At 67.8% G+C, this 19,868-nt stretch carries 21 protein-coding genes; 13 read left to right on the top strand and 8 right to left on the bottom strand.

Features of this window, described 5'->3' with window-relative positions:
- Window positions 1–207: 207 nt before the first annotated feature.
- On the bottom strand, window positions 208–525 hold the full coding sequence (locus NFL01S_RS08795) for a hypothetical protein (protein ID WP_062973303.1): 318 nt from the start codon (window positions 523–525) through the stop codon (window positions 208–210).
- A 433-nt stretch (window positions 526–958) separates the two neighbouring features.
- Window positions 959–1,810: an ABC transporter ATP-binding protein gene (locus NFL01S_RS08790; protein ID WP_062973301.1), complete on the bottom strand. Its 852-nt coding sequence runs from the start codon at window positions 1,808–1,810 to the stop codon at window positions 959–961.
- Here NFL01S_RS08790 and NFL01S_RS35300 point away from each other — a divergent pair.
- Window positions 1,800–2,003 carry a hypothetical protein gene (locus tag NFL01S_RS35300; protein WP_157116375.1) on the top strand — a complete coding sequence of 68 codons (204 nt, stop codon included), beginning with the start codon at window positions 1,800–1,802 and terminating at the stop codon, window positions 2,001–2,003. The genes NFL01S_RS08790 and NFL01S_RS35300 overlap by 11 nt on opposite strands.
- 78 nt (window positions 2,004–2,081) lie before the next feature.
- Here the strand turns inward: NFL01S_RS35300 and NFL01S_RS08785 are convergent, their stop codons facing one another.
- Window positions 2,082–3,398, bottom strand: coding sequence for an MFS transporter (locus NFL01S_RS08785; RefSeq protein WP_062973299.1), 1,317 nt, complete (start codon window positions 3,396–3,398; stop codon window positions 2,082–2,084).
- A 287-nt stretch (window positions 3,399–3,685) separates the two neighbouring features.
- On the opposite strand from NFL01S_RS08785, the gene NFL01S_RS08780 reads away from it, so the two are divergent.
- Entirely contained in the window at window positions 3,686–3,856 is a 171-nt protein-coding gene (locus NFL01S_RS08780; protein WP_157116374.1) for a hypothetical protein, read from the top strand.
- 272 nt (window positions 3,857–4,128) lie between these two features.
- Here NFL01S_RS08780 and NFL01S_RS36430 read toward each other — a convergent pair whose 3' ends face one another.
- On the bottom strand, window positions 4,129–4,611 hold the full coding sequence (locus NFL01S_RS36430; RefSeq protein WP_063915891.1) for a hypothetical protein: 483 nt from the start codon (window positions 4,609–4,611) through the stop codon (window positions 4,129–4,131).
- A 118-nt stretch (window positions 4,612–4,729) separates the two neighbouring features.
- Entirely contained in the window at window positions 4,730–5,311 is a 582-nt protein-coding gene (locus NFL01S_RS08770; RefSeq protein ID WP_062973295.1) for a TetR/AcrR family transcriptional regulator, read from the bottom strand.
- A gap of 144 nt (window positions 5,312–5,455) precedes the next feature.
- Here NFL01S_RS08770 and NFL01S_RS08765 point away from each other — a divergent pair, with 144 nt between their 5' ends.
- From NFL01S_RS08765 to NFL01S_RS08735, 7 genes are all read left to right on the top strand, one after another.
- Window positions 5,456–6,475, top strand: a complete 1,020-nt coding sequence (locus NFL01S_RS08765; protein WP_062973293.1) for an aldo/keto reductase — start codon at window positions 5,456–5,458, stop codon at window positions 6,473–6,475.
- A gap of 51 nt (window positions 6,476–6,526) precedes the next feature.
- Window positions 6,527–7,399: an LLM class flavin-dependent oxidoreductase gene (locus NFL01S_RS08760; protein WP_062973291.1), complete on the top strand. Its 873-nt coding sequence runs from the start codon at window positions 6,527–6,529 to the stop codon at window positions 7,397–7,399.
- Window positions 7,400–7,608: 209 nt separating this feature from the next.
- Window positions 7,609–8,073, top strand: a complete 465-nt coding sequence (locus NFL01S_RS08755; protein WP_210744436.1) for a Rossmann-fold NAD(P)-binding domain-containing protein — start codon at window positions 7,609–7,611, stop codon at window positions 8,071–8,073.
- A gap of 146 nt (window positions 8,074–8,219) precedes the next feature.
- Window positions 8,220–9,290 carry a nitronate monooxygenase gene (locus NFL01S_RS08750; RefSeq protein WP_062973289.1) on the top strand — a complete coding sequence of 357 codons (1,071 nt, stop codon included), beginning with the start codon at window positions 8,220–8,222 and terminating at the stop codon, window positions 9,288–9,290.
- Window positions 9,291–9,545: 255 nt separating this feature from the next.
- On the top strand, window positions 9,546–10,943 hold the full coding sequence (locus NFL01S_RS08745; RefSeq protein ID WP_218019600.1) for an ATP-binding protein: 1,398 nt from the start codon (window positions 9,546–9,548) through the stop codon (window positions 10,941–10,943).
- A 28-nt stretch (window positions 10,944–10,971) separates the two neighbouring features.
- A complete protein-coding gene (locus NFL01S_RS08740) occupies window positions 10,972–12,924 on the top strand; it encodes a vWA domain-containing protein (RefSeq protein WP_062973287.1) in 1,953 nt (650 codons plus the stop codon).
- A gap of 34 nt (window positions 12,925–12,958) precedes the next feature.
- Window positions 12,959–13,372, top strand: a complete 414-nt coding sequence (locus NFL01S_RS08735; protein WP_062973762.1) for a TIGR03668 family PPOX class F420-dependent oxidoreductase — start codon at window positions 12,959–12,961, stop codon at window positions 13,370–13,372.
- A gap of 233 nt (window positions 13,373–13,605) precedes the next feature.
- Here NFL01S_RS08735 and NFL01S_RS08730 read toward each other — a convergent pair whose 3' ends face one another.
- Window positions 13,606–14,193 (bottom strand): TerD family protein, encoded by a 588-nt coding sequence (locus NFL01S_RS08730; RefSeq protein ID WP_062973285.1) that lies wholly within the window; start codon window positions 14,191–14,193, stop codon window positions 13,606–13,608.
- Window positions 14,194–14,246: 53 nt separating this feature from the next.
- On the bottom strand, window positions 14,247–14,783 hold the full coding sequence (locus tag NFL01S_RS08725; RefSeq protein WP_084492521.1) for a MarR family winged helix-turn-helix transcriptional regulator: 537 nt from the start codon (window positions 14,781–14,783) through the stop codon (window positions 14,247–14,249).
- An 83-nt stretch (window positions 14,784–14,866) separates the two neighbouring features.
- Here NFL01S_RS08725 and NFL01S_RS08720 point away from each other — a divergent pair, with 83 nt between their 5' ends.
- The 4 genes from NFL01S_RS08720 (at window position 14,867) to NFL01S_RS08700 (ending at window position 19,407) form a co-directional block, all read left to right on the top strand.
- Window positions 14,867–16,297 (top strand): MFS transporter, encoded by a 1,431-nt coding sequence (locus tag NFL01S_RS08720; RefSeq protein WP_443093697.1) that lies wholly within the window; start codon window positions 14,867–14,869, stop codon window positions 16,295–16,297.
- A 175-nt stretch (window positions 16,298–16,472) separates the two neighbouring features.
- Window positions 16,473–17,009 carry a CHAP domain-containing protein gene (locus tag NFL01S_RS08715; RefSeq protein WP_245670578.1) on the top strand — a complete coding sequence of 179 codons (537 nt, stop codon included), beginning with the start codon at window positions 16,473–16,475 and terminating at the stop codon, window positions 17,007–17,009.
- A gap of 69 nt (window positions 17,010–17,078) precedes the next feature.
- Window positions 17,079–18,239 carry a hypothetical protein gene (locus tag NFL01S_RS08710; protein ID WP_245670577.1) on the top strand — a complete coding sequence of 387 codons (1,161 nt, stop codon included), beginning with the start codon at window positions 17,079–17,081 and terminating at the stop codon, window positions 18,237–18,239.
- A 454-nt stretch (window positions 18,240–18,693) separates the two neighbouring features.
- The gene (locus NFL01S_RS08700; RefSeq protein ID WP_062973756.1) at window positions 18,694–19,407 is read left to right on the top strand and encodes a DUF1906 domain-containing protein; all 714 of its coding nucleotides are present in this window, start codon (window positions 18,694–18,696) and stop codon (window positions 19,405–19,407) included.
- Between the two features lie 7 nt (window positions 19,408–19,414).
- Here NFL01S_RS08700 and NFL01S_RS08695 read toward each other — a convergent pair whose 3' ends face one another.
- Entirely contained in the window at window positions 19,415–19,867 is a 453-nt protein-coding gene (locus NFL01S_RS08695) for a hypothetical protein (protein WP_062973278.1), read from the bottom strand.
- Window position 19,868 lies beyond the last annotated feature (1 nt).

Here is a 19,868-nt window from a genome sequence, read left to right as displayed (position 1 = left end):
GTGCCGGTGTCGATCTCGTCGCCACCGCGGCGGCGATGGCGGAGGGTGATTTGCCCGGCTGTGTACGTTGCTCGACGCGGAACTCGGTCGAGTTCCGGTTCGGCGTCCGATGGTCGGCGTGGTAGCGCAGCGGTGCACCGCTGAGCTACCCGAGGCCGTTACCGGCCTCGGCCGGGTCGCCGCGCTGATCTGCGGATCGACCGGGTCCTACGCTTGGATGACCTCGACCCGCACCAGTGCGCCCGGTGCGTCGCAGCTGGCCCAGGACTGGTTCTGTCCGTACTGCACCGGCCCGTACTTCCAGTAGGTGAACGGGACGGGCCATGCGACGCAGGTGAGTTTCACCTGGTGCCAGGTGGGCAGCTCGCAATTGGCCATACCGCCCGTATTGAAGACGTTGTAGGTGTGGCAGTTGGCCTGCCACACCGGGACGTCGGCCTGGGCCATACCCGCCCCGGCGAGCACGGTGGCCGCGGTGGCGGTGGCGACGACGGCGCCGGCGGCAAGTCGCTTCGCAGCAAACATTCGGGACCTCCTGAAACGATGGTGTCTGAAACACATCGCTCAGCAAGCCGGTTTGTTACGAAACCGCTCGTGATATGCACTGTGCGGACTGGATAACCGTCGGTTGCGGGCGTGGACTGTCGAGCGGGTGAGGGCCAACGAGCATATCGATAGCTATCCGGTGATTCTTACGGCCGATACCCGCGCCGCCGGAAGTGGAATACCCTCTCTTGGCGAGCCGGTCGATTCGACCCTGCTATCGGCAGGCACCTGTGCCGGGCTGTCCGAGAACACCTGGCGGCGGTGCTCGGCTTCGCCACCCGCGCACCGCCGAGCGCGGCTTCCGGGACTCCGGCGCACCGAACGGCCGGGGCGAGCGCGGTCGAGCTGCAGGCCGACTGCGCCGGGTTTCCGGACCATGGGCGTAGTCAGCTTCGTAATCGCTTGTGGTTACCTATGTCTCATATGTTGGATTGGTGTCGCGTAGGCGGCGCGACGCGCGTAAGGCTGCGTGCAGGAGTTGCTTCGTTATCGGGTGCTGGGGGTTGTGCAACACCTGCGCGGTCGGCCCCTGTTCCACGATCGCGCCGTCGGCCATCACGAGGACGCGGTCGCAGGTGTGGGCGGCGAGGGCGAGGTCGTGGGTGATGTGCAGGATCGCGGTGCCGTGGTCGCGGGCGAGGTCGCCCATGAGCTGGGATACCTCGGCGCGGAGGGTGGCGTCGAGCATGCCGGTCGGTTCGTCGGCGAGGATCACCGCGGGCCGGGTCACGATCGCGCGGGAGAAGGCGACGCGCTGGCGTTCGCCGCCGGACAATTGGTGCGGGAACCGGCGGGCGTAGTGCGCGGGGTCGAGGCCGACCGCGTGCAGTGCCGACCGGGCGGCTTCCGTTCGGTCCGCCGTATCGCCGATGCGGTGGATGAGGAGGGGTTCGGCCACGATATCGAGGATCCGGCGATGCGGCGGCAGGGACGCGTAGGGGTCCTGCATCACGAGGTGCACGGCACGGCGGGCCGCGCGGCGGACGGAGGCGGAGGCACCGAGCAGGTCGACGCGGTCGTATCGGTCGCCACTGTTGGCCGAGATATCGAGCAGAGCGGACCCTGTCGACGGGACGACCAGCCCGGCAATCGCTTTCGCGATGGTGGATTTGCCCGCTCCGGAGCCACCGACAAGGGCTACGGTCTCGCCGGCCTGGAGTTCGAGGTGTACATCGCGGACCGTGACGGTCTTGCCGTACCGCACCGTCAGGTCGGCCACGCGGAGAACCGGGTCCTGCCGGTCCGCCGGGTGGTTGTCGGCCATTCCCGGGCACAGCAACACCCTGATGTACTACGACGCGGGTACCTTCGCGGCGGAAGTCGTCGTCAGCACCATGGACGCCTCCTACCACCACGGCTCGGGCTTCATGCCGGGCGCCACGCAGTTGATGTACCGGATGATGCACTGGCTGCGCGGTGCACACGCTGTCCCTCGCGCAGTGGCGGAAGCTCGCTGAAGCATCGCCGTTTGCGTCACACCGTGGACAGGGCGAGGTGGTGCTCGAGGATGCCGGCGAGGCGTGGCCGTTCTGGGTTCACCTCGTAGTAGTTCCGGGCCGTGTCGCATCGTCCGCGCCGGCATGTCCGGCGGGGTGCCTCCGCGCCGTCCTCGGGCTGTTCCACACCGCGTGCACGCCGCTGGGGCCCTTGCCGCGATCTGTGGCGATGATCAGTACCGCGCACCCGAGGCCGGACAAGACCAGGCTCGACCCGAACAGGGCAGGGTAACCGAGAAGTTCGCCGACAGTACCCGCCGCGAATCCCGCGACCCCCTGCACCGTGACGACCGCGCAGGCCAGCAGGGTGTAGTCGCTGCCGGCGTGGTCGCGGTCCGAGGCGTCCATCATGAGGGTGAACACCGCGACGGTCGCGGCGCCGCCGAGGATGTGCTCGGCGAGGCTCGCGGTGACGATCAGGCCGAAACCGCCGGTTCCGAATGCGGCGATCAGGTAGAGGGCCAGGCTCGCGGTCTGGGTGACACCGCCGATCAGCAGGGCGCGACGGCGGCCGTACCGGAAGCACAGCCAGCCGCCCAGCGCCGCCCCCGCGAGCGCGCCCGCCGACGACAGGGCGCCCTTCACGAGGGCTATCTGGCCGAGCGTGAGTCCGGCGTCGGACATGAACGGGCCGACCATTGCCGAGCCCATCGAATCCCCGAATTTGAAACCGCCGATGAGCAGGATGAACGTGAGCATTCCCGGTTGTCGCAGCCGTTTCCACCACCCGGTAGTCAAAGCGGCCGGACGGGGCGGTGTCTTGTGTTCAGTGCGTTCGCGGTCCCGCGGTAACCACCACACCGGGATGGTGGTCAGCAGGAGCAGGATCGCCATCGCGGCGAACAGGCTCCGCCAGCCCGCCAGCGCGAACAACCAGAGCAGCGCGCCGCCGCCGACGATCATGCCGATCCGGTAGGCGCCGACCTGGATTCCGTTCCCCAGACCCCGTTCCTGCGGACCCAGCAGTTGAACTGCGAGTCCGTCGGTGGCGACATCCTGGGTCGCGGATACGGCGTTCACCACGGCGATCCCGATGAGGAGCCAGCGCAGCGACGAGGAGAGGTCCAGGCAGGCCAGCCCGAAGGCGATCGCCGAACTGGCGAGCTGCAGCGTCAGCAGCCATTGCCGCCGGGTGCCGTAGCTGTCGACATACGGCGCCCACAGGAACTTCAGTGCCCACGGCGCGAAAAGAACACCGGTGGCACTGATCTCGATCAGTGAAAACCCGGATTCGCGGAGCACCACCGGCAGCGCTTGGGTGAAGAATCCATAAGGCAGGCCCTGCGCGAAGTAGAGGGCGGTCAGCAGAACCAGCGTCCCGGCGGAGATCGTGCCGGGTCGGGCCATGGTTCTCATGCGGTCATCCTGGCAGACCCCCGGCCCGAGGTAGGCGGCAGTGCATCACCGGCGCAAAGTGTCGAACGGCTGCTGGCTCCGGGGACCGAATGCCGCATTCATCGGTGCAGTATCTACTCACGAGTACATAGAGCCAGATGTAGGCGCTACTGTCCCAAGCCTCGATTGGGTAGGACGGCGCACGTAGCCGGTGGGGTGGATGCCCCGCCCCGGAGTAGGCATCGGTATCCGAGAAAGACGGCGCGGTGCCGGATATCCTGGCAGGCCGGTGGCGACGGAAGGTCGGGATGAGGTCGAACGACGGAGAGCGGCTGCCGGGTTCGTCGCTGGTCGGTGGTGTCGCGGCGAGTATGTGGATTGCCTTCGCGGCCCTGGCCTGCGTCACCAGCGTGCATCTGGTTGCGCAGATCGCGGCGCCGGAGGGGGTTGTGGCCGTTGATCGGACACCGGCCGAATAGGGAGGTCTCCACCGATCCCGAACTGTCCCGCCGCTTCGAATGCGAAGCCGATGTCGTTGCCCGGCAGGAACATCCGGCAATCGACGCGGTCCTCGAACGCGGAATGGCCGAACAGCGTGACGAGCGGTTCGTGAGCTGCGCCGGGTTCGCCACGGCGGCCCGGCATACGCTGGAAGGCCGGCATATCGCGGCGTCTGTTTCCCGGGCCGTGCCGACTGTGGTGAACCGGCCACCGCACATGCCGGGGATCCCGCCTGCGGCTGAACCCGTGGTTATTGCGTCGCCGACGAACGTGTCACCGTCGGCTGCCGGTCGAGGGGGCCGGCCTCATGGTCGGCGCCGGTTCGCCGGCTCGCGCTCGGCCGGGCAAGCATGAACAGGCCGCTGCCGAGAAGTACGGCGAGCGGTGCCAGTGGGAGGTAGGACACCCACATCGGTCCTTGCAACGCCAAGGTGACGGTCGTGACGACAATGCTCATCACGAAGAAAGCGGCCGCCCAGCGGTGCGGCGCCCGCACTCCGGTCGAACGAACTCGAGGACGGCGAGGCCCGGACTCTGCGGCCGGCCCGCCGACGTACGGCCGCACGTACAGGTACAGGCCGGAGAACAGGAGCAGGGCGAGTGGGGGCAGTGGGAGATAGGAGACCCAGACGGGTCCTTGCACTGCCATGACCGCGACCGTGATGACGACAGTCGCGACGAACACGATTGCCACCACCCGGTGCGTCTGCCGGGTTCGTTTGTTCCAGTTCATCTCGTCCTCCTCGGGCCTGATCGCGTCCGGCGTAGTGCCCGCGATCTCGATGAGGACGACGCTAACGACAGAGCGGTGACCAGTGCTTCTCGATTCCTGACCACTCTCGCGGGCGGAGCTAGTGGGTGCGCAGCCCCCTGATCAACAGGCCGACCATGCGGCGCGCGTGGTAGCGGGGATCGCCTTCGGCGCCGACGCAGAGGTTGCCCACGCCGCGCATCAGTTCGTAGGGCTCGATATCGGATACCACTTCGCCGGCGTCGACGGCCGCGTCGAGTAGTTCGGTGCAGACCGGAAGCAGCCGGTCGATGAAGTAGGTGTGCAGGGATTCGAAGGCGGCATTGTCGGACTGGAGTGCTTCGGCGAGACCGTGTTTGGTGACCAGGAAGTCGACGAAGAGATCGATCCAGCGGGTCAGGGCAGCGTGCGGGGTGGGACCTTCTGCCAGTAGTGCGGGGCCCGCTTCGGCGCAGGCTTCCACCTGGTGACGGTAGACCGCGACGATGAGGTCGGCGCGGGTGGGGAAGTGGCGGTAGATGGTGCCGACCCCGACGCCGGCGCGGGCGGCGATATCGCGGACGGGGACGCCGACTCCCGATTCGACGAATGCGGCGGCGGCCGCGTCGAGCAGGGTTTGCTCGTTGCGGCGGGCATCGGCCCGTTTTCGCGGGGCCGGTTCGGGGGTGTCTTTTTCGGTCACTGCGCAGCGACCTCCGTCCTTCCGGTTGGCAAACGGAACAATGTTCCGTATGTTGGTTATCGGAACATTGTTCCGCTTTCAGGATGTCAGAGTCGCACCGCCGGAGTCGAGCGGGTCGCGCTCCCGCTCTCATGGAGGACAGTTATGCAGTACCGCAGTTTGGGCCGGACCGGCGTGCAGGTGAGCACCCTCGTACTCGGTGCCATGAATTTCGGGAGTATCGGCAAAACAACCCAGGACCAGGTCACGGCGATGATCGACGTCGCGCTGGACGGCGGTATCAACCTCATCGACACCGCGGATATGTACAGCCAGGGCGAATCGGAGCGGATGGTCGGCAAAGCCGTCGCCGGGCGCCGCGACGATATCGTGCTGGCCACGAAGGCGACCATGCCGATGGGCGACGAGCGCAACCATCGAGGCAGTTCACGGCGCTGGCTGGTGACGGCCGTGGACGACAGCCTGCGCCGGTTGAACGTCGACCATATCGACCTCTACCAGATGCACCGGTGGGACCCGGACACCGGCGACGGCGAGACCTTGTCGGCGCTGACCGACCTGCAACGGGCAGGAAAGATCCGCTACTTCGGTTCCTCCACCTTCCCGGCCTACCGGATCGTCCAGGCGCAGTGGGCGGCGCGGGAGAACCGGCTGAGCCGCTACGTCACCGAACAACCCGCCTACTCGATCCTGCAGCGCGGGATCGAAGCCCACGTACTGCCCGCCGCCGAGGAGTACGGGCTCGGGGTGCTGGCCTGGAGCCCGCTGGCCTCGGGCTGGCTGTCGGGCGCCATCCGGGCGAACCGGGAAATCTCGACCAGCCGGTCGGTGATGCTTCCGGACCGTTTCGACACCACGATTCCCGCCAACCGCGCGAAACTGGATGCCGTCGAGAAACTGGCCGTTCTCGCCGACGAAGCCGGACTGTCCATGATCCAGCTGGCGCTCGGTTTCGTGACTGCGCACCCAGGCGTGACCAGTGCGATCATCGGCCCGCGGACCCCGGACCATCTGCATGCCCAGCTGGCGGCGGCGGACACCGTGCTCTCCGCCGATCTCCTCGACGCGATCGACACCATCGTCGCCCCCGGTATCGATCTCGCCCCCGGCGAGAAATTCGATACACCACCCGCATTGCTCGATCCGGCGCTGCGCCGCCGGTGAGCGCCGAGCCTCGGCCAGTGTCCGAATTCTGCCGGAAGGATTGATCACCCCATGCCGCAATCAACGCCGAGCTTCGGCATCATGACCGCACCTATGCAGGTCGGCTACCAGGACATCGTGCGCGTCTGGCAGGAAGCCGACGGTATCCCGGAAATCCGGCACGCCTGGTTGTTCGACCATCTCTTCCCGATCGCCGGCGATACGACGGGACCGATCTTCGAAGGCTGGACCCTGCTGTCCGCCCTTGCCGCGCAGACCCGCCGCCTGCGCCTCGGGCTGCTCGTCACCAGTAACCGTTTCCGGCCCCCGGCGATGCTGGCCAAGATCGCCACCACCGTCGATATCGTCTCGGGTGGCCGGCTCGATTTCGGGATCGGCGCGGGCTCACGGCCCGGCCTGCCGATGGCCCGTCGCGAATACGATGCGCACGGCCTGCCTTATCACGGTTTCGGAAGCTCGGTGGAAAGCCTCGACGAGGCCTGCACGGTGATCCGCCGGCTGTGGACCGAACCGGAGCCGTTCGATTTCCAGGGCGAACACCTCCGGCTTTCCGGCGCGTTCGGCAACCCCAAACCGGTTCAGCGGCCGTATCCGCCGATCATGATCGGCGGTCGCTCGGACGCTTTGTTGCGGGTGATCGCCGAACATGCCGACCTGTGGAACATCCCCGGCGCCGATACCGCCGATATCGCCGAGCGCACCGCGTTGCTCGACCGCTACTGCGCCGCCATCGACCGCGACCCGGATTCGATCGTCCGGTCGACTTTCCTTCCGGTCTCCTACGACCGGCCCGGCGCCGTCCGTGCGGCGATCGCCCAAGCCTTAGAGGCCGGTATCCGGCATTTCGTCCTCGGCCTCGAATCGCCGTATCCGGCCGGTGTAGCACAGTGGGTCGCCGACGAACTCATTGCGCCGTTGTCGTAATTGCCGCCCCGCGTGTGCTTTCCGGCGCGGCGGTCACGGCCTAGGGTTCTTGCGATGTCCGAGTACATCCGCTTCCAGTCTGCGGTTCCCAACCGGCACGGGCGATACCCGGGCATTTTCGCCATGGCGAACGGCCTCGCCCGCAACGGTCTGCTCAATTGTGGGGTGGATACGTCGGGCCCGCCGAAACCGCGGTCGCGGAATCCGGTGTGGCCTGGACTCGGCTCGAACCCCAGGAATTCGTGTCGAATGCGCTGACCTGGCGGGAATCGATCCGGGCGGAGGGGGTGGTGCGGGAGCCGTTCGATCTGCCGAGTGCGGTGGTGCACGAAGGCGATCTCGGCGCGGTGGCCGCGCTCGCCCTGACCGAAGACGGGCATGCAGGCCGCGCCTACAACCTGAACGGGCCGGAGGCCCTGACCACGAGCGCGCGGGTGGCTATCCTTTCCGCCGCACTGGGCCGGGAGATCGCATTCGAGCAGATCGGCGGCAAAGCGGCCATCGAAAGAATGCTGCGCGAAGGCGTTTCCCGTGCCGACGCCGAATATGTCGTCGGATGGCATGCGGATCCGCCGGCGGAGGCGCGGATTCCGGAGGGCACCGTCGAACGGCTCCTGAGGCGGCCGGCCCGGACCTTTGCCGACTGGGTAACCGAGCACCAGGATCGTTACTGAGCCGCAGCCTCCGTGGCGCGCCGCCGGCGGCCCCGGCCCGGACGGCGGTGGCGCGGTAGCGGGCAGGTCATCGCCTGTGGGCGCCCTTCACCCTTTGCGACGAGACTGGGTAACGTCGGTGCCGACTCAGTTCAGGGAGGTGGAGCGTGTTCGATCTCGCGGACCTGGCCGTTCCGATCATCGCGGCGCCGATGGCGGGCGGACCGTCCACGCCGGACCTGGTGGTGAGTGTCGGCGAAGCCGGTGGTCTCGGCTTTCTGGCGGGCGGCTACAAGACACCGGATGCGCTGGAAGAACAGATCCGGGAAGTGCGGGCACGCACGGATATGGCGTTCGGGGTGAATCTGTTCGTTCCACAGCAGCCTGCCTACGATGCGGCCGCCGTCCATGAATACCGCGACCGGTTACGGGTGGCCGCTCAGCGGTACGGGATCGAACTGCCGCCGATCCGGGAGCGGGACGACGACTGGTTCGCGGCGAAGGTCGAGCTGCTGATCGAACAGCGGGTCCCCGTGGTTTCGCTGACTTTCGGCCTGCCGCCCGTGGATGCCGTCGGGCGGCTGCGCGCAGCCGGAGCATTGGTGATCGCGACGGTCACCACGGTCGCGGAGGCGCGCGCCGCAACGGACTCGGGAGCCGGGGCGCTGTGCGTGCAAGGACCGGACGGCGGCGGGCATCGTGGAACGTTCCGGGTCGAGGACGAACCGGAGTCGACGCCGCTGCCGGCCCTGCTCGATGAGATAACCGCGTGGTGCCCGCTGCCGGTGGTGGCGGCCGGTGGGATCGGTGACGGGGCTCGGATCGCGGAACTGCTCGCCCGCGGCTCGGCGGCTGTACAACTCGGTACCGCGTTCCTCCGGAGCCCTGAATCGGGCGCGAAAACAGCGTACAAAGAGGCACTGAGCGATCCGCGGTTCACCCGCACGGTCGTGACGCGCGCGTTCTCCGGACGGGCGGCCCGCGGCCTGGCCAACGAGTTCATCGCCACCTACGGCCCGGCCGCCCCGGCGGCCTATCCCCAGGTCCATCACCTCACCAGTCCGGTTCGTGCGGCCGCGGCCGAGCGGAACGCGCCGGACGATATGGCGCTGTGGGCCGGCACCGAATACCGGTCGACGTCCGCGGACCCGGCCGCGACGATCCTGCGGCGGCTCTGGAGCGAGGCAGTTGCACACGGGGCGGGTGGCGGTGACGGCGCCGATCAGGTGAAGCGCTGACCCGAGGAATGCTCGGACCGCCCGAATCACCGGAATCGGCCGGTCACCGTGCTCTGCCCGCAATCATCTGCCGCTCGGGCGGCAGCAATCACGGCCCGCCCCGCGGATGCCCGCACCGAATCGCCGATACGCTGCGCAAACGGGAGCGAACCCCTATCGCGGTATGGACAACCACTGCTCTGACGGGCGGTCTCGGTGGCGGTCGTGATCGCCGAACTGTCGACCGATGGCGGAAATCGTCGTAGCGTCGGTGTGGTGACCATGCCAACAGACCTGCCCGCCACCGCGGGCGCGTTGCGGGCGGCCGGGTATGTGCCGCGGAGTGTGAAGGCCGAGATCCGGCAGAACCTGCTGGCGCGGCTGGGGTCGGGAGAGGACCCCTGGCCGGGGATCGTGGGATTCGAGCGGACCGTGCTGCCGCAGCTGGAGCGGGCGTTGCTGGCCGGTCACGACGTGGTGCTGCTGGGGGAGCGCGGGCAGGGCAAGACCCGCCTGCTGCGGACGCTGCTCGGGTTGCTCGACGAATGGACCCCGGTGATCGAGGGCCTGGAACTGGGCGAACATCCACTCGAACCGATCAGTCCGCAGGGGCTGCGGCTGGCGGCCGAACTCGGCGACGATCTGCCGGTCACCTGGCGGCATCGATCGCAACGATATGCGGAGAAACTCGCCACCCCGGATACGTCCGTAGGTGACCTGATCGGCGATGTGGACCCGGTGAAGGTGGCGGAAGGGCGCAGCCTCGGCGATCCGGAGACCATCCATTTCGGGCTGGTGCCGCGGGCGCATCGTGGCGTCGTCGCCGTGAACGAACTGCCCGATCTGGCCGAACGGATCCAGGTCGCGCTGTTGAATGTCATGGAGGAGCGCGATATCCAGGTCCGCGGTTATACGCTGCGGTTGCCGCTGGATGTGCTGCTGGTGGCCACGGCCAACCCCGAGGACTACACGAACCGCGGCCGGATCATCACCCCGTTGAAAGACCGTTTCGGTGCGGAGATCCGGACCCACTACCCGCTGACCGTGCCCGCCGAGATGGCGCTGGTGCGGCAGGAAGCCGACCTCGTCGCCGAGCTGGGCGATCCCCTGATCGAGGTGCTGGCCCGGTTCGTGCGGCGGTTGCGCGAATCGCCGGCCATCGATCAACGTTCGGGTGTCTCGGCGCGTTTCGCGGTGGCGGCGGCCGAAACGGTGGCCGCGGCGGCATTGCGCCGGGCAGCGCTCACAGGCGAGGATCCCGCCGTCGCCCGGCCGGTCGATCTGGAATCGGTACCGGCCGTCCTGCGCGGCAAACTGGAATTCGAATCCGGCGAGGAGGGGCGGGAGCAGGAGCATCTCACCCATATGCTGCGCCGCGCGTTCGCCGAGACCGCACGGGAACGGCTCGGTGGGCTGGATCTGCTGCCGCTGGCGGAAGCCGTCGAGCAGGGACATCTGGTGACCACCGGCGAGCGGGTGCCCGGGGCGCAGGTACTTGCGGGTCTGCCGGAGCTGCCGGTGCTGCACGAGGTGGCAGCCCGGCTCGGCGTGGGCGCCGGGGAAGCGCCACAGCGGATCGCGGCGGCGGTCGAATTCGCCCTGGAGTCCTTGTATCTGGCGCGCCGGGTGGCCAAGGATTCCGATGACGAGGGCACAGCGGTGTACGGCGCGTGAACGCTGTACCGGCCGGAGAAGAGGCGGCATGACAGCGGCGGACAGCTATTCCTACGGGCCCTATCACGACGGACCGGATCCGCTCGCGCCTCCGCTCGACCTGCGTGAAGCGCTGGCCGATATCGGTCGCGAGGTGATGGAGGGTTCCTCCCCGCGGTCGGCCCTCGAGGAACTGTTGCGGCGCGGAACGACCGGACTGCCGGGTCTCGAAGAGCTGACCCGGCGGTTGTGGGAACGGCGGGCCGAGATATCCCGCAACCACCGGCTGGACGGGACGTTGCAAGAGGTCAGAGAACTCCTGGACAAGGCTCTGGAAGCCGAACGCCGGGCACTGTTCCCCGATCCCTCCGACGATGCCCGGTTCGCCGAAATGCAACTGGATGCCCTGCCGTCGAGTACCGCCGGTGCGGTCCGTGAACTCGGTGAGTACCAGTGGCGTTCGGAAACCGGACGCGAGAACTACGGGCAGATCCGCGATCTACTCGGCCGGGAATTACTGGAATCCCGTTTCCAAGGTATGAAACAGGCGCTGCAGAGCACGACTCCACAGGACGTGGAGCGGGTCCGGCAGATGATGTCGGATCTCAACGACCTGCTGGCAGCGCACGGCCGGGGCGAGGACACCGCCGCACAGTTCGCCGAGTTCATGGCCGAACACGGCGAGTTCTTCCCCGAGAACCCGCGCAACACCGAGGAATTGATCGACACCCTGGCCGCTCGCGCCGCCGCCGCGCAGCGGATGCTGAATTCGATGTCGGATCAGCAGCGGTCGGAGTTGAACGAACTGCTCGGGCAGGCGTTCGGCGATCCCGCGCTGGCGCAGCAGATTGCCGCATTGGACGCCAACCTGCGCGATCTGCGCCCGGGCGAGGACTGGGAATCGGGCCGGCGGTTCCGCGGCCAGGATCCACTGGGTATGGGGGACGCGGTCGAGGCAATGCAGGACCTCGGTGAACTCGACGAGCTCGCCGCGCAGCTCGCGCAGTCGTATCCGGGTGCGCGGCTCGAGGATATCGACCTGGAAATGCTGGAACGCCAGCTCGGCGCCGACGCCCGGGTCGACGCCGCCCGCCTGGCCGAACTGGAACGGGAACTGCGCCGCCAGGGGTTGTTCGAACGGGCACCCGACGGCTCGCTGCGATTGACGCCCAAGGCATTACGGCAGCTCGGCGAGGTGGCACTGCGGGATGTCGTCGGACAGCTGCGCAGCCGGAAGGGGGAGCGCGAAACCGCCCGTGCCGGGGCCTCCGGGGAATTGACCGGCGCGAGCCGGCCCTGGCAGTTCGGCGATACCGAACCCTGGGACGTCTCGCGGACGGTGCGCAACGCGGTGCTGCGGACGGCGTCCACCGGCAGCCCCACGGTGACCCTGGATGTCGCGGATGTGGAGATCGCCGAGACCGAACAGCGGTCCCGTGCGGCAGTCGCGTTGTGTGTGGACACCTCGTGGTCGATGGTGCAGGACGGGCGCTGGGTTCCCATGAAACGCACCGCGCTGGCGCTGCAACACCTGATCAGCACCCGGTTCCGTACCGACGCACTCGAACTGATCACCTTCGGCCGCCATGCCACCACGGTCGAGATCGGGGAACTGACCGCGCTCGAACCGGTCTGGGAACAGGGCACCAATCTGCACCACGCACTACTGCTGGCCGGCCGGCATCTGCGCCGCCACCCCGACGCCGTGCCCGTGGTGCTGGTGGTGACCGACGGTGAACCCACCGCCCACCTGGAATCCGACGGGACTTCGTTCTTCAACTGGCCGCCGGACCGGCGCACCCTGGCCACCACCATGATCCAGGTCGATTCGCTGGCGAAACTGGGCGCGTCCATTTCGGTGTTCATGCTCGGTGAACAGCCGCGGCTGGCTGCCTTCGTGGATATGGTGGCCCGGCGCAGCGGCGGCCGGGTGGTGGCACCGGACCTGGACGGTCTCGGTGCGGCCGTCGTCAGCGACTACCTGCGGGGCCGGCGCCGCTGACCCGCCGGTGTGGACGTGAGGAGGGCGGATGCGGTTGGACGAACGGCAGGCTCGGGAGCGGTTCGCCGCCGCCCGGGTCGCCCGGCTCGCCACGGTGACACCCGAGGGCAGCCCGCATATCGTTCCCATCGTTTTCGCGGTCGCCGGCGACACCATCTATACGGCCGTGGACGCGAAACCGAAATCCACCACCGCCTTGCGCCGGCTCGCGAATATCGCCGCGAACCCGCAGGTCGCGGTGCTCGCGGACTTCTACGACGAAGACTGGACGCGCCTGTGGTGGGTACGCGCCGACGCTGCCGCAGCCACGGTCATGGGAATGCAGGCGCGCATCGGTATCGACCGACTGACCGCGCGGTATCCGGTATACCGGGACCAATCGCCGCCCGGCCCGGTGCTCGCGCTCGAGGTCGCCCGCTGGTCCGGCTGGTCCGCCGGGCCGACCTGATGCTGGATCCATACTGCGGGGGTCACCATCGGTAACGCGCCGGACACTGTGCAGCGCACCGCGGACGCCGATCCGGCGCGACCCATGGATTCGCCCAGGCGACGGCCGGTTCCGATCCGCCCGGGGCCGGGCTCGGTTGCTCGGGCCCGGTGTTCCCGGCAACCGCCCGTGTTCGTGCCGAAACGGCAGGCAACGCCGGCGGGAGAGCCGGCGGATACCCGCTCAGGTCTTGCTCACTGACCGCCCATGGCGAACCGCAGCAGGGCCTGCTTATCCCCCTGCTTGATCTTGCCCTTGCGGTTCAGCACCTCCAGCTGCCAGGCATTGCCGTTGCGGAACGCGCGGGCGACAGCGTTCGCGTTGTCGGCGCCCAGTAGCGACGGCCAGATATCGGCCACCTGCTGGCTGCTGCCGCCGGAGGCGTCGTACACCTTGAAGGAGATGTTGTTCGCCTTCTCGAAGGAGGTTCCCTTCTTGAATGCGGCCGCGACGAAGATAACCGCGTCGATACCGTCGGGAACATCGGCGAAAGTGACGTGCACGGTTTCGTCGTCCCCGGCGGCCGCGCCGGTCTGCTCGTCGCCGGAATGCAGTACCGAGCCGTTGCCCAGCGGGTCCAGCGAGTCCAGGCCGGCGAAGCGCACCGGTTCACTGCCCTGCATGAGGATTGCGATGAGATCCAGGTCCACCCCTTTTTTGCGGCGTGCCCAGCCGAGCGCGCCACCGCTGGCGCCCGCGGAGGGATCCCAGCTGACACCGACACTCAGCTTGGTCATCCCCGCGAGATCCGCAGCGCCGTCTTCCTTCTTGAGCGTGATCATGGCTCAACGGTACCGGCTGCCGGAGAACACCGGGTGACCGGCGAGTTCTGTATCTATGGAGACACTCCGCGTCTCGCGGGAACTGTCGTATCGGCCGGCCGGGGGGCTCGCGGCCACGGGTGGCGGACCAGGCCTTCGACGCCTTCGTTGAATCGCTCCAGGAGGCGGACCAATTGGGCGACGTCCTCGTCGGGCCATCCCGCGAGGACGTTGTTCATACCTGATTGCTGTACCTCGAAGTCGGCCTCGAACAGCCGGAGCCCCTTCTTGCTCGGCTGGATCTTGCGGGCGACCCCGCCGTCCGGATCCGCGACCCGTTCCACGAGATCCTGGTCCAGCATCGCGGCGACCTGCCGGTTGATGGTGGAGACGTCCAGACCGAACGCTTCGGCCAGTTCGCGCAGTGACAGCGGTGCTCCGAGTTGCAGCCGGGTCATGATCAGATACGCCGATCTGTCCAGTTGGAACCCGGTTCGGCGGCGGGCCGCCGGATGGTGGCGGGACAGCAGCGTCACTTCCAGGACGAGCCGCTCCAGGAGGGCGGGGTCGTGGTGAACCGCCGCACCGGCGGGCAGAGCCGAATCGGACATTCGGCCACTATGGCGTCTGATTCGTCCGATTGCAAAATTGTGCACCATACACAGGCTATGTAACGTGCACAGATGTGACCGCCATTGCCGACGACCCGTCCAGATCCGACGAACGGGGTCGTCCGGGCGTATCGCCGACCATCCTGATCGCGACCCTGAGCACCATCGGCATCGTCGTCTCGCTCATGCAGACACTGGTCGTCCCGCTCATCCCGAGCCTGCCGGCCCTCCTGAACACCACGCCCACCAACGCATCCTGGGTGATCACGGTAACCCTGCTGGCTTCGGCGGTGTGCACGCCGATCAGCGGCCGGCTCGGCGATATGTTCGGCAAACGCCGGATCCTGCTGTTCGACCTGCTCGCGATGGTCATCGGCTCGGTGCTGTGCGCGATGTCGTCGTCACTGATCCCGTCGGTCGCCGGGCGCGCGCTCCAGGGGGTGGCGATCGGCGCCATTCCACTGGGTATCAGCATCCTGCGCGACGAATTACCGCCGGAGCGTGTCGGTTCGGCCATGGCGGTGATGAGTTCCACGCTGGGCGTGGGCGGGGCGATCGGACTACCGCTGGCCGCCGTCATCGCCGAGCACGCCGATTGGCATGTGCTGTTCTGGGCCGCGGCCGCCATGGGCACGGTCGGAGCGGGGCTGATCTTCCGGTTCGTCCCCGAATCACCGGTACGTACACCCGCCCCGTTCGACTTCGGCGGTGCCGCGGGATTGGCGACCGCGCTGCTGGCGCTGCTCATCGCGATCACTCAGGGCGCGCAATGGGGTTGGACCAGTTCCTCGATCCTCACCCTGTTCGCGATATCGATCCTGGTCTTCCTCGGCTGGGGCCGATACGAGATCAGCCGCCGGCACCCGCTGGTGGATCTGCGGGTGTCCGCGCAACCCCGTGTGCTGTTCACCAATATCGCCTCGATCGCCGTCGGATTCTCCCTCTACGGCATGTCGCTGACCTTCCCGCAGCTGTTGATGGCCCCGGCCGAAACGGGTTACGGATTCGGCTTGTCCATGGTTGCGGCCGGATTGGCGCTGGCACCCAGCGGCTGCGTGATGATGCTGCTCTCTCCGGTATCGGCGCGGATCTCGGCCCGCTTCGGCCCGAAACCGACCCTCGGAATCGGCTCGGGCGTGGTCGGTCTCGGCTATCTGTGCGCTTCGGCGATGATGAACAGTGTCTGGCAGATCATGCTGGCATCGGTCCTGGTCGCGGGCGGTGTCGGACTGGCCTACGCCGCGATGCCCGCGCTGATCATGGGTGCGGTCCCGGTCACCGAAACCGCGGCCGCGAACGGGTTGAACGCGTTGATGCGTTCGGTCGGCACGTCCACCTCGGCCGCGGTGATGAGTGCGGTGCTGGCCAATATGACCATCACCCTCGGCAGTCAGGTCCTGCCGTCCCGGGACGCATTCCACACCGCCTTCCTGATCTCCGTCGCCGCCGCCTGCGCGGCCATCGCGCTCACTGCCCTCATCCCGAAACGGGCCGACGTGGCCGATACCGCATGACGAGTACGGTGCGACCCGAAGCTACCGCGGCGTCCGGTGCGTACGCCGCGGGCCGTGTGTTCACGAACAAGGCACCGGATCCGAACCAGCAAAGGTGAACACGGATAACCGATAAGCCCTCCTGCGGAGCCGGCCGGCGCGACGCGCGACAATCGCCTGGTGTGCCCTGGTAGCCGTGCTGGCTGCCGTGCTCGGCGGTTGTGCGCTACCCGGATCCGGCGACGGCATCGTCGGCGATCGGCTCACCGAATTCCCGGCCGTCGACCGGTCCGCGCTGACATCGGCACAGGCCAGGATCGTCGACGCCGCTGCGGCGGAGTTCGCCGCGCCCCGCTCCGGACCCGGATACTCCGAAGGTGCCACCGAACCCTGGTGCGCGAACTTCGTGAGCTGGGTGTTTCGCGCCGCCGGGAGGCCGCTGGTCAACCCGAATTCCGGCTCTTGGCGGATCCCCGGTGTATACACCCTGCAGGAGTACTTCCAGAGCCAGGGCCGGTTCGTCCCGTTCCGGCCGGACTACCGGCCGGCCACCGGGGAGGTGATCCTGTACGGCCCGGACAGCCGGTTCGGACAGCACACGAACATCGTGCTCGTTTCGGAAAACGGCATCCTGACAACGATCGGCGGTAACGAAGACGACGAGGTACATATCGAACGGTGGAATCCGGCCGCCACCGCCGATATCGCGATCGTCGGATACGGCCGGTTGTAGCCGGCGGGGACAGCTCCACCGGGCCGGACCCTCGATCGCGTAGCGTGAGCTTCAGCGGTGGAGGTGAAGGTGTCGGAACGGCTCATGGAACCGGTCGAAGCAGTCGAGATGGAATGGATCGACTACGCCGAATTCGGCGAACGATTCGTCACCCACGCGGTGACCGAACACCGGATCGAGGCGGCGGTCGCCGGGATCACCGGACGCGGGCTCAGCATCGGCCCGTTCAATCTCGGCCCCGCCGGGCTCGCCGGTTTCCTGGCCGAAGGCCGGATCGGCCGCCCCGAGGTGGTGCGCCGCGGTTCGCGGGTCAGCTTCGATGTCCGGATACCGGTCTCGCTCGCCGCGAAAATCCTGCTCGGTGGCCGGCGGCTCGGGCTGGAAACGGTGGTCTCGATCGACCTCACGTTCCACGCCCGCACCGCTGACCCGCTGCTCATCGTGATCGATATCCCCGAGGTCCGGCGGTCGGACGTCCGGGTGCTGCTGCGTCTGGCCGCGGCGGATTCGGTGGCCGAATGGATGCTCGACCCGATCTCCGGGCTACTGCAGAACGAGGTAGCGAACCGAGTGAATGCGATGCTTCGTGATCCCGGTGTCATGCGCAGCCGGATCTATGATGTCGAGGCCATCGTCGACGGCCGGCGCTCCCCGTATCGCGGTCGCACCGCATTCGAGTGGATCGACTACGCCGAGTTCGGCCGCCGTTTCTTTCCGTGGATGGTCACCCGGGAACGTCTTGCCGGGTTCGTCGCGTATCTGGCCGGCCGGCCGATCGAGATCGGCCCCTTCCGTACCGGTCCCCGCGCGGCTGCCGAGGTCACGGTGCGCGGTGAGGTCGGGCAGCCGCTGCTCACCGACCTACCGGCAGTGCCCGCGGTAGACGGCGATATCGCCCTTGTACGTTTCGATCTCATGGTGCCGGTATCGCTCGACCTCACCGTCAACGTCCTCAAGGACAACCGTTACCGGGCCGACCTGGAGATCCCTCTGGTCCTCACCGCCCGCGCCGCCGACCCCCTTCTGATAGTGGTCGAGGTGGTTCCACCTGCCCGCGAAGACGTCCGCCTCGAATACGCGGCCCAGGGGATGCGCGCCGCCGCCCTGGGAGTCCTGGGCGGAATCAAGAAACAGATCATCGCGCAGGTGGTGCGAGTCGTCCGCGCCGAATTGGCCGACCCGGCCACCCGCACCCTGGACGTGGCTGCCCGAATCGACCGACTGCTGTAGCGCCGCCGCCGCGAAAGTCGATGCTCTGAGCCGGGTATGGATGCACTCGGCCGCGGAGATGCGGCGTAGGGCCGCCTCCGTGCCGAGTCGATCGGTGTGCGCCGCGACTTGCTCGCTGTCGACTTTCTCCGGGGAGTACTGGCGATCGCCGCCGGAACCGGTACACGTGCTCGGCATCGGGGCCCGTCTGCGGATTGCCGGTGCAGTCGCCGGCAGTTCGGCCGCGTTCCTGCGGGGTCGGCGACCCGATCTTTTCCGGCGGTGATGGCGACTCGGCAGCGTACTCCACGAGACCGCCCCGGCGCCCAGTACCGCCGGGTCCCGCGCGTCAGCGTGGTGGAACACACCGCACGTGTTGCAATGGTTCCCGCGTTCGAGGCTGTCGAGGCGCACTGTGGCGGGACGGCACTCGAACGGACTCTGGTGGTTTCCAGCGGGTGTGAAGGAGTCTTCGATGGTTTCTCTCTCACGACGTGCGCTGCTCGGATACACCGCCGCCGGTGTCGCGGCCGGAGCGGTGGGCTCGGTATTCGGGGCCAGCTCCGCTGCGGCCGCGCCCCGGGGGACGTTGCTCGACTATGCGGCGGGTGTCCCGTCGGCGGCGGCCATCAAGGCGGCAGGGCACGCGGGTGTTATCCGGTATGTATCGGATCGCCGCCCGGGAGCGGAGTGGATGGAAGGTAAACCGCTGCTGGCCGAGGAGGTCTCGGCGTTACGCGAAGCCGGGCTCGCGATCGTGTCCTGTTACCAGTTCGGCAAGGGACCCACCGCGGACTGGCGCGGCGGGCTGGAGGCCGGTAAACGGCATGCCGAACGTGGGCTGGAATTGCACCGCGACGCGGGCGGTCCGGAAAATCGGCCCATCTACGCATCCATCGACGACAATCCCACGTCGGTCGATTTCGCGACCATGATCCTGCCCTACCTGCACGGCTGGCAATCGGTGGTGGGTCGGGAGAACACCGGCGTCTACGCCAATGCCCCCACCATCGAACTGGCCCGGATCGCGGGGGTGGGGGCGTGGTTCTGGCAGCACGATTGGGGCACCCCGGAGGGATTCGTCCACCCGGCGGCGAATCTGCACCAGTTCGAGATCGACGATCGCACGGTGGACGGGGTGGGAGTGGATGTGAACAATATCCTCACCGCGGAATACGGCGCCTGGTGAAGGACGGTTACTTCTTCGTCGCCGGCTCGGGCCGGTTCGCCGCCACATACATGTAGACCAGCGGGACCACCGCCCCGCTCAGGAACAGCAGCAGCGTCGGCAGATCACTGCGCAGCGGGTAGTCGCCACCCGGACCCCGACTGGCGGCGATCAGGAACGCGGCCAGCCAGGCGCCGACCGGCAGGAACAGTATCGACAGCCGGGTGCTCACCGTCGCGACTGCCCACACCAGCGCCAGATTCACCGGTCCGGCCAGGATCGCGGTGATCGGTACCGGGACCGTGCCGATATAGAGGGGGAGATAGAGCACCTCGAGGACCAGTGCGATCACCGCGTCGATGACGAGCACGGCGATGATCAGCGGGCCGGGTATACCGTTCACGGCAGCGGTGGCCCAGCCGCCGATCCGCGACCGCAGGCTCCGGGCCGGGGGCGCCGAATCGTCCACGGTGGCGGTCACC

The organism is Nocardia flavorosea NBRC 108225 (genome assembly GCF_001613385.1).
GTDB lineage: Bacteria > Actinomycetota > Actinomycetes > Mycobacteriales > Mycobacteriaceae > Nocardia > Nocardia flavorosea.
Note: the sequence above shows the minus strand (reverse complement) of the source record. Positions and strands in the feature narration are given on the sequence as shown.